The 12,313-nt window shown below is 54.0% G+C and carries 13 protein-coding genes; 6 read left to right on the top strand and 7 right to left on the bottom strand.

Annotated features, from left to right (window positions below):
- Window positions 1–68: 68 nt before the first annotated feature.
- Window positions 69–1,079 (top strand): class II fructose-bisphosphatase, encoded by a 1,011-nt coding sequence (gene glpX / locus E0L21_RS20905; protein WP_131412881.1) that lies wholly within the window; start codon window positions 69–71, stop codon window positions 1,077–1,079.
- Window positions 1,080–1,175: 96 nt separating this feature from the next.
- Complete coding sequence (gene fpr, locus E0L21_RS20910; RefSeq protein ID WP_131412883.1) at window positions 1,176–1,922, top strand: ferredoxin--NADP(+) reductase; 747 nt, start codon at window positions 1,176–1,178, stop codon at window positions 1,920–1,922.
- Here the strand turns inward: fpr and E0L21_RS20915 are convergent, their stop codons facing one another.
- Window positions 1,923–2,342 carry a DUF805 domain-containing protein gene (locus E0L21_RS20915; RefSeq protein ID WP_131412885.1) on the bottom strand — a complete coding sequence of 140 codons (420 nt, stop codon included), beginning with the start codon at window positions 2,340–2,342 and terminating at the stop codon, window positions 1,923–1,925.
- Window positions 2,343–2,454: 112 nt separating this feature from the next.
- On the opposite strand from E0L21_RS20915, the gene E0L21_RS20920 reads away from it, so the two are divergent.
- On the top strand, window positions 2,455–3,054 hold the full coding sequence (locus tag E0L21_RS20920) for a YiiQ family protein (RefSeq protein ID WP_131412887.1): 600 nt from the start codon (window positions 2,455–2,457) through the stop codon (window positions 3,052–3,054).
- Window positions 3,055–3,161: 107 nt separating this feature from the next.
- On the top strand, window positions 3,162–3,929 hold the full coding sequence (gene tpiA, locus E0L21_RS20925; protein WP_017459647.1) for a triose-phosphate isomerase: 768 nt from the start codon (window positions 3,162–3,164) through the stop codon (window positions 3,927–3,929).
- Between the two features lie 39 nt (window positions 3,930–3,968).
- On the opposite strand, the gene E0L21_RS20930 is transcribed toward tpiA, so the two are convergent.
- From E0L21_RS20930 to cpxP, 6 genes are all read right to left on the bottom strand, one after another.
- Entirely contained in the window at window positions 3,969–5,273 is a 1,305-nt protein-coding gene (locus E0L21_RS20930; RefSeq protein ID WP_131412889.1) for an SLC13 family permease, read from the bottom strand.
- Between the two features lie 73 nt (window positions 5,274–5,346).
- Window positions 5,347–6,105 carry a CDP-diacylglycerol diphosphatase gene (locus E0L21_RS20935; RefSeq protein WP_131412891.1) on the bottom strand — a complete coding sequence of 253 codons (759 nt, stop codon included), beginning with the start codon at window positions 6,103–6,105 and terminating at the stop codon, window positions 5,347–5,349.
- Between the two features lie 122 nt (window positions 6,106–6,227).
- Window positions 6,228–7,217 carry a sulfate ABC transporter substrate-binding protein gene (locus tag E0L21_RS20940; protein ID WP_131412893.1) on the bottom strand — a complete coding sequence of 330 codons (990 nt, stop codon included), beginning with the start codon at window positions 7,215–7,217 and terminating at the stop codon, window positions 6,228–6,230.
- Between the two features lie 147 nt (window positions 7,218–7,364).
- Window positions 7,365–8,327, bottom strand: coding sequence for a 6-phosphofructokinase (pfkA, locus tag E0L21_RS20945; RefSeq protein ID WP_131412895.1), 963 nt, complete (start codon window positions 8,325–8,327; stop codon window positions 7,365–7,367).
- Between the two features lie 202 nt (window positions 8,328–8,529).
- Window positions 8,530–9,414 carry a CDF family cation-efflux transporter FieF gene (gene fieF, locus E0L21_RS20950; RefSeq protein ID WP_131412897.1) on the bottom strand — a complete coding sequence of 295 codons (885 nt, stop codon included), beginning with the start codon at window positions 9,412–9,414 and terminating at the stop codon, window positions 8,530–8,532.
- A gap of 150 nt (window positions 9,415–9,564) precedes the next feature.
- Entirely contained in the window at window positions 9,565–10,068 is a 504-nt protein-coding gene (gene cpxP / locus E0L21_RS20955) for a cell-envelope stress modulator CpxP (RefSeq protein WP_131412959.1), read from the bottom strand.
- Window positions 10,069–10,219: 151 nt separating this feature from the next.
- On the opposite strand from cpxP, the gene cpxR reads away from it, so the two are divergent.
- Together cpxR and cpxA are read left to right on the top strand one after the other, a co-directional pair.
- The gene (cpxR, locus tag E0L21_RS20960; RefSeq protein ID WP_017459654.1) at window positions 10,220–10,918 is read left to right on the top strand and encodes an envelope stress response regulator transcription factor CpxR; all 699 of its coding nucleotides are present in this window, start codon (window positions 10,220–10,222) and stop codon (window positions 10,916–10,918) included.
- Window positions 10,915–12,288 (top strand): envelope stress sensor histidine kinase CpxA, encoded by a 1,374-nt coding sequence (gene cpxA / locus E0L21_RS20965; RefSeq protein ID WP_131412899.1) that lies wholly within the window; start codon window positions 10,915–10,917, stop codon window positions 12,286–12,288. Before cpxR ends, cpxA begins: the two co-directional genes overlap by 4 nt.
- Window positions 12,289–12,313 lie beyond the last annotated feature (25 nt).

The following is a 12,313-nucleotide window of genomic DNA, read 5'->3' on the forward strand; positions in this document are numbered from 1 at the left end:
TGTCCAACAAACCCACCTCTTCTCGCTGTGATAAACTTCGCTCAATTTCTTTCACTATAGAGTTTGTTATGAGACGAGAACTTGCCATCGAATTCTCCCGTGTGACCGAGGCTGCAGCGCTGGCTGGCTACAAATGGCTGGGTCGTGGCGATAAGAACACGGCAGATGGCGCAGCGGTTAACGCTATGCGCATCATGCTCAACAATGTCGATATTGACGGGACCATCGTGATCGGTGAAGGCGAAATCGACGAAGCGCCAATGCTGTTCATCGGTGAAAAAGTCGGTACCGGCAAAGGTGACGCGGTCGATATCGCCGTTGACCCAATCGAAGGGACACGCATGACGGCAATGGGCCAGGCCAATGCGCTGGCGGTGCTGGCGGTCGGCGATAAGGGCTGTTTCCTGAACGCGCCGGACATGTACATGGAGAAACTGATTGTTGGTCCTGGTGCGAAAGGCGCTATTGATCTCAATCTGCCGCTGGCCGACAACCTGCGCAATGTCGCTTCTGCGCTCGGCAAATCACTAAGCGAGCTGACGGTGACCATTCTTGCCAAACCACGTCACGACGCGACTATCGCCGAGATGCAAGCGCTGGGCGTACGCGTTTTCGCTATTCCCGATGGCGACGTTGCCGCGTCGATCCTCACTTGCATGCCGGATAGCGAAGTGGACATCCTGTACGGCATTGGCGGTGCGCCGGAAGGTGTAGTCTCTGCGGCGGTGATCCGCGCGCTCGATGGCGATATGCAGGGTCGTCTGCTGGCGCGCCATCAGGTGAAAGGCGACAACGAAGAGAACCGTCGTATTGGCGAATATGAATTAAAACGCTGCCGCGGTATGGGGATTGAAGCAGGCAATGTGCTGCGTCTGGATGAAATGGCGCGCAGCGACAATGTGATCTTCGCCGCCACCGGCATTACCAAAGGCGACCTGCTGGACGGCATCACGCGTAAGGGCAATATCGCCACCACCGAAACGCTGCTGATCCGCGGTAAATCGCGCACCATTCGCCGTATTCAATCTATTCATTACCTGGATCGCAAAGACCCGGAAGTACAGCGTCATATACTGTAAGGGTATTTGTTCAATTGAGCTTTCCGGCCTTCGCAGGCTGGAAATCTCATGCGACAGACACGAAGATAAAGCAACGCTACAGAACAGGAGAAAACCATGGCGGACTGGGTAACAGGAAAAGTCACAAAGGTGCAGTTCTGGACCGATGCGCTGTTCAGCCTCACCGTTCATGCCCCCGTTCATCCCTTCACTGCAGGACAATTCGCCAAGCTCGGGCTGGAAATTGACGGCGAACGCGTACAGCGCGCCTACTCTTACGTGAACGCACCGAGCAATCCCGATCTGGAGTTCTATCTCGTAACCGTACCGGAAGGGAAACTCAGCCCCCGCCTGGCCGCGCTCCAGCCGGGAGATGAAGTGCTGCTGGTAAGCGAAGCTGCTGGTTTCTTCGTGCTGGAAGAAGTCCCTGACTGCGATACGTTATGGATGCTGGCAACCGGCACCGCGATCGGGCCATATTTGTCGATTTTGCAAGAAGGCAAGGATCTGGAACGCTTCAAAAACCTGGTGCTGGTGCATGCGGTGCGCTACGCGGCGGATTTAAGTTATTTGCCGCTGATGCTGGAGCTGCAAAAGCGCTACGAAGGGAAATTGCGGATTCAGACAGTGGTTAGCCGGGAAACCCTTTCCGGTTCGCTGACCGGGCGCGTTCCGGCGTTGATTGAAAGCGGTGCGCTGGAAGAGGCCGTAGGGCTTGCGTTGAACGCCGAAACCAGCCATGTGATGCTGTGCGGCAACCCGCAAATGGTGCGCGATACCACACAGTTACTGAAAGATACCCGGCAGATGGCAAAACACCTGCGCCGCCGCCCGGGGCATATCACCGCCGAGCACTATTGGTGATCAGCGGTACTTTACGTCCAGCGTCTCTTTGCCGTACTTGTTTTCCCCCTGGGTGCCAACAAACGCGCCCAGGTCAATGAGCATCATGACAATGATTACCACCGGAATCAGACGCCCCACTGTCCACTCAAGCGTACCGCCCAGCACTTGCCAGTTGCCCGAAAGCAGCATCCACGCCAGCACCATCAACAAGCCCCACGCACCGTGACGACCTCGGTCATGCAGACGTTTTACCATCACGCAGGTTGTCGGCCAGATCAGACATACCAGGATAAATGCGGCCATCTGAAAATCGAGCATACCGCTGTTAGCCAACGCGAACAGCACCGTCATACTCAACACCCACAGGATCACCCAGACCCAAAAATCACGACGCCCAATGCGCCCTTTAAAAGAGAACAACCACTGCTGTATGCCCATGTAAGGTTCCTTTTATCGTAATGCTGCGTAGTTTACCCTGGCGGCGGGAGTTTTTGACAAGCCAGCCCGATATCGTTTTAATCGTGAACAAACTCAACAAAGGGCGATGTGAATGAAAGCATGGCGTTACCCCATTTGGCTGCTCTTTTCCGCGCTGGTTTTCAGCATGCCGGTTCATGCAGAAGAGCCGCCGACCGCCACTACTGCGCCCTATTTACTGCCGGGTGCGCCGACATTTGACCAGTCGATTAGTCAGTTCCGCGAAAAATTTAATACCGACAACCCGACGCTGGCGCTCAGTGAATTTCGCGCGGTGGATAGTCGGGGCGACCAGGCGAACCTGACGCGCGCAGCCACAAAAATCAATGATTACCTCTATGCCTCGACGGCGCTGGAACGCGGCACGCTAAAAATTAAATCGATGCAGATAACTTGGCTGCCGGTGCAAGGGCCCGAGCAAAAAGCGGCGAAAGCAAAGGCCCAGGAGTATATGGCGGCGTTTATCCGCGCCTTCTCACCGACGCTAACTGCGGCGCAAAGTACGCAAAAGCTGCAAAAATTGCTGACTAACGGTAAAAACAAACCTTACTACGCCGAAACGGAAGGCGCGATTCGCTATGTGGTGGCAGACAACGGCGAAAAAGGGCTGACCTTCGCTGTTGAACCGATTAAGCTGACGCTATCTGATTCGCTGGAAGAGAACAATAAATGACAAAAAGCAAAGCCTTTCAGGGGATGAATCTCTATACTATTTCACAGACCATGCTGCCCTGAGGGGCGGCCATATTCCTTAATTCGCCAAGCGCGTGGAGAGTAAAAATGCGACATCCTTTAGTGATGGGTAACTGGAAACTGAACGGCAGCCGCCACATGGTAAACGAACTGGTTGCAAACCTGCGTACCGAGCTGGCTGGCGTAACGGGTTGTGCTGTCTCAATCGCTCCGCCGGAAATGTACCTCGATCTGGCCAAACACGCCGCTGACGGCAGCCACATCGTACTGGGCGCGCAAAACGTTGACGTTAACCTGTCTGGCGCATTCACCGGCGAAACCTCTGCCGAAATGCTGAAAGATATTGGCGCGAAATACATCATCATCGGCCACTCTGAGCGTCGTACTTACCACAAAGAATCCGACGAGTTGATCGCGAAGAAATTCGCTGTGCTGAAAGCGCAGGGTCTGACACCGGTTCTGTGTATTGGTGAAACCGAAGCGGAAAACGAAGCCGGTAAAACCGAAGAAGTCTGCGCACGTCAGATCGACGCAGTGCTGAAAACTCAGGGTGCGGCGGCATTCGAAGGCGCTGTCATTGCCTACGAACCGGTTTGGGCTATCGGTACCGGCAAATCTGCTACCCCGGCACAGGCACAGGCTGTTCACAAATTTATTCGTGACCACATTGCTAAAGCCGACGCGAAAGTGGCTGAGCAAGTGATCATTCAGTACGGCGGTTCCGTTAACGCTGGCAACGCAGCAGAGCTGTTCACCCAGCCGGATATCGACGGCGCACTGGTTGGCGGCGCATCCCTGAAAGCTGACGCTTTCGCGGTGATCGTTAAAGCGGCAGAAGCTGCAAAACAGGCGTAATTCTGTTTTACCCTCTCCCGACCGGGAGAGGGTTTCACCTTACAATTTCCCCAACACGCTAAACCACGCATAATCCAGCGGCAATAACACCAAATACGTCACCACCGCCAGCGCCAGACAGAGCAGCATCCCCGCTCTTGCCGGTACTTTGCCGAGCGCCATCGCCACCACAATCGGCGACGCCTGATACGGCAACAGCGGCGTGGAATACCCCAGCACCTGAATCATGATGACTGACAACAACGGAAAACCGGTGGCATCGGCAAAACTCTGCGCCAGCGTGGTAAACAGCGCCGGTACGCCGTTAGCGGTCATAATAAAATTCAGCGCGGTGGTAATGCCGGTTAGCGCCAGGAAACTGGTGAACGGACGCGCCGGATCAAGCGGCATCACATGCAACAGCGCTTCACCGACGGCGCTACCGATCCCGGTTTGCGTCACGGTAATCGCCAGGCCGAGAATTCCCGCCACATAGATACAGGTGCGAATATTCACACCGCTGGAAAATTCGTCGCCGGTAATAAAACCCACGCGCGGCAACAGCGTCACGCAAGCAGCAGCAAGCCCCGTCCACGCAGGGCCGATGCCGTGCCAGCTTTCCGTAACCCACAACGTCAGTACTACCGCCAGCATCCACGCCAGCCGTTTTTCATCCCGGCTCATCGGTTCAGCGGGTGTTTGCTCGCGCGGCGCGCGTGGCTGACCAGGAAAGAGCCAGCAAATCAGGCCAATCAAGATCAGCCCTTTTAAAATGCCAAGTACCGGCGTATGCAGCAGCAGATAAGGCACATAGTTAAGATGAATGCCGTACGAGCCTTCTGCCGCACCGCTCATCACCAGGTTTGGCACGTTGGCGGGCAAAATGGTCGCCGATAACTGGAAAGTGCCAAAACCGACCGCCAGCGCCAGCCCGTACCAGGAACGCGTCCCTTCGTTAATGCCCGCCCGCGCCGCCATTGCCGCGACGATTGGCATCAACAGCGCAATGCGCCCCATGTTCGAAGGCATCACAAACGCCAGTGCGTAACTGAGCAGTACGACGCTTGCGACCATTTGCAGCCATGAGTCGGTCAGCTTTGCCGATAACGCTCTCGCCGCCCGATCCGCCAGCCCGGTTTTGCGTATTGCCACTCCGAGCACAAAGCCGCTGAATACCAACCAGAAGGCCGATGAAGCGAAACCACCAAAAATGACGTCCGGCGGCGCAATTTTTGCCACCATCGCCGCCGTAAAAAATAGCAGGGCGGTGATAAATTCCGGCAATAACGAGGTGGCCCACAGCACGATAGTGATGCCGACAATGACAGAGGGAAGGAACAGAGGGTGAGAAAGCCAGAGCGACATGCCTGTCTCCTGTAGATTTTTTCAGCAAGTCTACGGTGACAGGCAGGCGGAGTAAACGTGAATTATGGTGGGGTTATTTCAGGATATCGCATTGATGATCCTGAATTTCCTCTGCCGATGCGCGATTAAGCGCCAACAGATTACGCTCGGTGGCCAGCAGCACAAACGAGCCATCGGCCTGCTGCGCCATTGCCAACGCAAAGCGTCCCATATGCGCTTTTGCTTCCGGGACTTCTTCTGCCAGCATCAAAAACGGGCTGCGTTGAACCAACTCCGCTTCAGTCACGCGGCGCGCTAAATATTGATGACCGAGCAGGCCGCCAGGAAATGCCAGCCACTGGCTGCTGATGCGTGCGGCATTGTCATTCAGTTGCGTGCGCACATCGGAACGCAGACAAGAAATATGGATATGGAAATGGTTCTGCGTGCGCCCGGTGCGCGAATTAATGGTCAAGGAAATCGCGTTGTCCGGCACCGTGTTGCCGCGCAGTTTACTCATCACATCTCGGGATTGCCACGCTTGCCAGAAGAAGTTTGGCGTTGTCGGTTGCAACAGCAACGGGCTTTCCGTGCCGTTGATGCGGTACGTCGGCATGAGCAAAAACTGCAACGGCCCATTGCGATCTTTCATCAGCACGTAGCCGCTTTTCAGGTTCACCTGAGCGCAGGGTTTTGGCAAGTTATGCTCACGCATGTTCGGTAAACATTGTTCGGTGACTATCTGGCGCAACGCATCCGGGTTACCGCTGTTTTTAAACCACAACCACGCTCCCGCTGCTGCCAGTAAAGCCAGCACCAACAGAACAATGACGATACGACGCACGGTTTTCATTTTTCCGCTTCCTTTGCTGAAAGAACCGGAATGATAGCGCAAATTGCAGGGGAAGTCGGAAATCCTGGATTTTACGCAGAGGGAAAACAAAAACGCCCTCTGATGAGGGCGCCTGGGGGAGATTAACGTTTACTGATTTGGTCGAAAGTACCGCCGTTAGAGAAGTGCTCTTTTTGCGCCTTCGTCCAGCCACCGAACACATCATCAATGGTGAAAAGTTTCAGTTTCGGGAACGCGTTGGCGTATTTCGCCGCCACCTGTGCATCACGCGGGCGATAAAAGTTCTTCGCGGCGATCTCCTGGCCTTCCGGCGAATAGAGGTATTTCAGGTAGGCTTCCGCCACTTTCTCGGTGCCTTTCTTCTCTGCTACTTTGTCGACAACAGAGACGGTTGGCTCCGCGAGGATAGATTCGCTCGGGGTGACAATTTCAAATTTGTCTTTGCCCAGTTCGTTGGTTGCCAGAAGCGCTTCGTTTTCCCACGCAATCAGCACGTCACCAATACCGCGCTCAACGAAGGTATTGGTCGCACCGCGCGCACCGGAATCCAGCACTTCTACGTTTTTAAACAGCGCTTTTACGAACTCCTGCGCTTTTGCCTGATCGCCGCCGTTCTGATGCAGCGCATAGCCCCAGGCCGCCAGGTAGTTCCAGCGCGCGCCACCGGAGCTTTTCGGGTTTGGCGTGATCACAGAAACGCCAGGTTTAATCAGATCGTTCCAGTCATGAATCTGTTTCGGGTTACCTTTACGCACCAGGAAAACGATGGTTGAGGTATAGGGAGCGGAGTTGTCTGGCAGGCGTTTGATCCAGTTTTTATCGATACGGCCACGTTCTGCAATCGCGTCAACATCGTAGGCCAGCGCTAGCGTCACCACATCAGCGTCGATACCGTTGATAACAGATGTTGCCTGTTTGCCGGAACCGCCATGGGACTGACGAATCACCACGTTGTCGCCTGTCTCTTGTTTCCAGTGCGCGCTAAAAGCTTTGTTGTATTGCTCATACAGCTCACGCGTTGGATCGTAAGAGACGTTTAATAACTGGATATCCTTTGCCAGAACGCTGGTAGAAGCCAGCAATAATGTAATCCCCAAGCCCCATTTATTCATCGCCCACTCTCTTAAGGTTATCGATTTTGATGTCATCAGACTGCCAGAAAGGTATCCAATGATTAAAGAATAAAAAAAGATTGGCTATAACTTTGGGGAATAAATGTGGGTAAAAAAACGCCCTCGTTATTGAGGGCGTTTTCACACTTAGTAAAGTTTCTTCGCGCAGTCGAGCCAGTCGCCTTTGAACGGGCGTTTCATGTTTTCGATAGCGTCGATGATGTCGTGATGCACCATTTTTTCGTTCTGAATACCGACACAACGGCCGCCGTAGCCCTGCAACAACAGCTCAATCGCGTAAGAACCCATACGGGAAGCCAGAATACGGTCGTAAGGCACCGGAGAACCGCCGCGCTGAATGTGACCAAGAACAGTGGCACGGGTTTCACGCTCGGTTTCGCTTTCAATGTACTTCGCCAGTTCGTCGATATCACAGATATGCTCGGTAATGGCCACAATGGCGTGTTTTTTACCTTTGGCGATACCCGCTTTGATCTCTGCGACCAGGTCTTCACGGTTGAATTCCACTTCCGGCAGCACGATGAATTCGCAACCGCCTGCAATCGCCGCCGCCAGCGTCAGGTCGCCACAGTAGCGCCCCATCACTTCAACGATGGAGATACGCTGGTGAGAAGAAGAGGTGTCACGCAGGCGGTCGATTGCTTCAACCACGGTTTGCAGCGCGGTGAAGTAGCCGATGGTGTAGTCAGTACCCGCAACGTCGTTATCGATGGTGCCCGGCAAACCGATGCACGGGAAACCCATTTCAGTCAGGCGCTTAGCACCCATGTAGGAACCGTCGCCGCCGATAACAACCAGCGCGTCGATACCGCGTTTTTTCATGTTCTCAATAGCCACTGCGCGGACATGCTCTTCACGGAATTCCGGGAAGCGGGCGGAGCCGAGGAATGTACCGCCGCGGTTGATCATGTCGGACACGCTGTAGCGGTCAAGTTGGATCATGCGGTCTTCATACAGGCCGAGGTAACCGTCATAGATACCTGCCACTTCCAGACCTTCTGTCAATGCTGCGCGGACGACGCCGCGGATCGCGGCATTCATGCCTGGCGCATCACCGCCACTTGTCAACACACCGATTTTTTTAATCATGACTACCTCTGAACTTAGGAATGCAAAATAAAATTCTGTGGCCCGAAGCGACTCCCCTGTGGGAGCGAACAACTATGCTGCAAATAGTATATCAATCCCAGCTTGCTGAATTGATTCAGGTCAGACCAAATGGCGGTAATTTATACACAAAAAGCTGGTCTGGCTCACTTTTTTACAACGAAATGCGAAAGCCTCTACGTGCTTATCGTCCTTGAGGTATTACCGAACAAGGATCCTGATGGATTATCACATCAGAACCCGGGAAACGTTGCAGAATCGCCTGTTCTACTTGCTCAGCAATAAGATGTGCCTGAACGAGCGGCAGGTTATCTTCCATTTCCAAATGTATTTGAATAAAGCGGGTCGGCCCTGACTGCCGCGTGCGAAGATCGTGAGCGCCACTGACGCCTGGCCAGGCGGTGACGATGTCGAAAATTTCCTGCCGCTCTTCGTCGGGTAAGGCTCTGTCCAGCAATGCCTGAACCGCGTCATATCCCATGTGTAACGCGCTATACAAAATATAGCTGCCAATACCCAGCGCAAACAGTGCGTCCGCCCGATGCCATCCATACCAGGAGAGCCCGAGCGCGATGAGAATTGCGCCGTTCATCATAACATCAGACTGATAATGAAGCATATCCGCCCGAACCGCCTGGCTGTGGGTTTTCCGTACTACCCAACGCTGAAAAGTGACAAGGATCACAGTACTAAACAGTGCGATCAACGTAACCGTAATACCAATGACTGCATCACGAAGCGGTTCAGGCTTAGCAAGGTGCTGAATACCTGTTAAAAACAGAAACAACGCCGAACCAGAAACAAACATACTTTGTGCTAGTGCCGCCAGCGATTCCGCTTTTCCGTGGCCGAACGTATGTTCTTCATCTGCGGGTTGCAGCGAATAACGAACAACCAACAAGTTGGTCAGTGATGCGGCGATATCCACCAGCGAATCCACCAGCGCTGCCAAAATACTGACCGAACCGGTGAACCACCACGCGAAGATTTTAATTAACAGCAGTGACGATGCCATGACGGTTGCAGCAACCGCCGCCCGGGTAACCAGACGCCCATAGGATTGATTCATAAATGCTCCTGCATTGATCCTGCGGGAATTATAACGAAAGGTGGGCAACAGCAATGGGTAAATTAAGCGGTGGAATTGCGGGCAAAAAAAACCCCCACATCATGTGGGGGAAGACAGGGATGGTGTCTATGGCAAGGAAAACAGGGTTTGTTACTGGTAATGCCGGGTACTACTGCTACTTAAAACTGTCGACGGAGAACTTTGCTGCATCTGTGCGACTTCACGCAGTTGCGTCATCCGTTGCTGGTGTTTCTGGTTTAAAACTGCTTGCTGCTGCGGCGTAAGCAGGTTGTACATCTGGTTGCGGACTTTCGCCATTTCAACCTGACGAGCTACCTGCTCCTGCGCCATTTTTTCTGCCTGAGCGCGCACAGCGTTTTCATCAAAATTTTCTGCGGTGACAAGGCGATGCATTGTCTCCATTTCGCTAACATTAACAGGAGGCTGATCGTGCCGCGCCTGTCTCATTAAATCCCGCATCTGCTGACGCTGATGTTCGGTTAAATTAATACCGTCAAACATATGGCTCTGAACACTGCGCTGTGCAAACCCATCAATCGGGTGCCAGTTATCGCCTGTTACGACGTCAGCAGCCTGGCTAACGGTGCTAAACGCCAGCGTTGAGGCCATGACGGCAGCGGTAACGATGCGCATCATTTACTCCAGTAACCTTTTCGTCTCACGATTCAACGATAATCAGTCTACGATTCAGGCTGCAAACATGCGTCAGGGGGTGTAAAACAACGTAAAGTCATGGATTAGCGAGTCTCGATGACGTAATTTCTGCCTCGGAGGTATTTAAACAATGAATAAAATCCTTTTAGTAGATGATGACCGAGAGCTTACTTCCTTGTTAAAGGAGCTACTCGACATGGAAGGTTTCAATGTGCTCGTTGCCCATGACGGGGAGCAGGCGCTCGACCTCCTCGACGACAGTATCGACCTGCTTTTGCTTGATGTCATGATGCCGAAGAAAAACGGTATCGACACACTTAAAGAGCTACGCCAGACACACCAAACACCGGTCATTATGTTGACCGCACGCGGCAGCGAACTTGATCGCGTTCTTGGCCTTGAGCTGGGCGCGGATGACTATCTGCCAAAGCCCTTTAACGACCGTGAATTGGTCGCGCGTATTCGTGCAATCTTGCGCCGCTCACACTGGAGTGAGCAGCAGCAAAACAACGATAACGGCTCGCCTACGCTTGAAGTAGACGCGCTGAGTCTTAATCCAGGTCGTCAGGAAGCCAGCTTTGAAGGCCAGGCGCTGGAACTGACCGGCACCGAATTCACCCTGCTTTACTTGCTGGCGCAGCACTTAGGCCAGGTGGTATCGCGCGAACATTTGAGCCAGGAAGTATTGGGTAAACGTTTAACACCGTTCGACCGCGCTATCGATATGCACATTTCCAACCTGCGCCGCAAACTGCCGGAGCGTAAAGATGGGCATCCGTGGTTTAAAACTCTGCGCGGTCGCGGTTATCTGATGGTGTCTGCTTCATGATAGGAAGTTTGACCGCCCGCATCTTTGCCATTTTCTGGTTAACGCTGGCGCTGGTATTGATGCTGGTTTTGATGGTGCCAAAGCTGGACTCCCGTCAGATGACGGAGTTGCTGGACAGCGAGCAGCGTCAGGGCGTGATGATTGAACAGCATGTTGAAGCGGAATTGTCGAACGACCCGCCGAACGACCTGATGTGGTGGCGCAGGCTTTTTCGCGCCATCGACAAATGGGCGCCGCCGGGCCAACGTCTGCTGCTGGTGACCAGCGAAGGGCGCGTTATTGGCGCCGAACGCAACGAGATGCAAATCATCCGTAACTTCATCGGCCAGGCGGATAACTCCGACCATCCGCAGAAGAAAAAATATGGCCGGGTCGAAATGGTGGGGCCTTTCTCCGTTCGTGACGGAGAAGATAACTACCAACTCTATCTGATTCGCCCAGCCAGCAGTTCGCAATCTGACTTTATCAACCTGTTGTTTGACCGCCCGCTATTGCTGCTGATTGTCACCATGCTTATCAGCTCGCCGCTGCTGTTGTGGCTGGCGTGGAGCCTGGCGAAACCGGCGCGGAAGCTGAAAAATGCGGCGGATGAAGTGGCGCAAGGCAACTTGCGGCAGCATCCGGAACTGGAATCGGGGCCGCAGGAGTTTCTGGCCGCCGGAGCCAGTTTCAACCAGATGGTGACGGCGCTTGAACGCATGATGACCGCACAGCAGCGCCTGCTTTCTGATATCTCACACGAACTGCGTACACCGCTCACACGTTTACAGCTCGGCACCGCTCTGCTGCGTCGCCGCAGCGGCGAAAGCAAAGAGCTGGAGCGCATTGAAACTGAGGCGCAGCGGCTGGACAGCATGATCAACGATCTGCTGGTAATGTCGCGCAATCAGCAGAAAAATGCGCTGGTCAGCGAAACGGTGAAAGCCAACCAGATGTGGAATGAGGTGCTGGATAACGCGGCGTTTGAAGCGGAGCAGATGGGCAAAACCCTGACGGTCAATTTCCCGCCAGGCCCGTGGCCAATGTACGGAAACCCAAGTGCGCTGGAAAGTGCGGTGGAAAACATCGTGCGTAACGCGCTGCGTTACTCGCACAGCAAAATCGAAGTCAGTTTTGCGGTGGATAAAGACGGCATCACCATTAACGTGGACGATGACGGCCCCGGCGTCAGCCCGGAAGACAGGGAGCAGATTTTCCGCCCATTCTACCGCACCGACGAAGCGCGCGATCGCGAGTCCGGCGGTACGGGCCTTGGGCTGGCGATTGTCGAAACCGCGATCCAGCAGCATCGAGGTTGGGTAAAAGCAGACGACAGCCCACTCGGCGGTTTGCGCCTGACGATATGGCTGCCGTTATATAAACGCGCTTGATAACTCGCCTCCTCCGCTCATCGGA

Origin of the sequence: Kosakonia quasisacchari (genome assembly GCF_004331415.1) — a bacterium.
GTDB classification, from domain to species: domain Bacteria; phylum Pseudomonadota; class Gammaproteobacteria; order Enterobacterales; family Enterobacteriaceae; genus Kosakonia; species Kosakonia quasisacchari.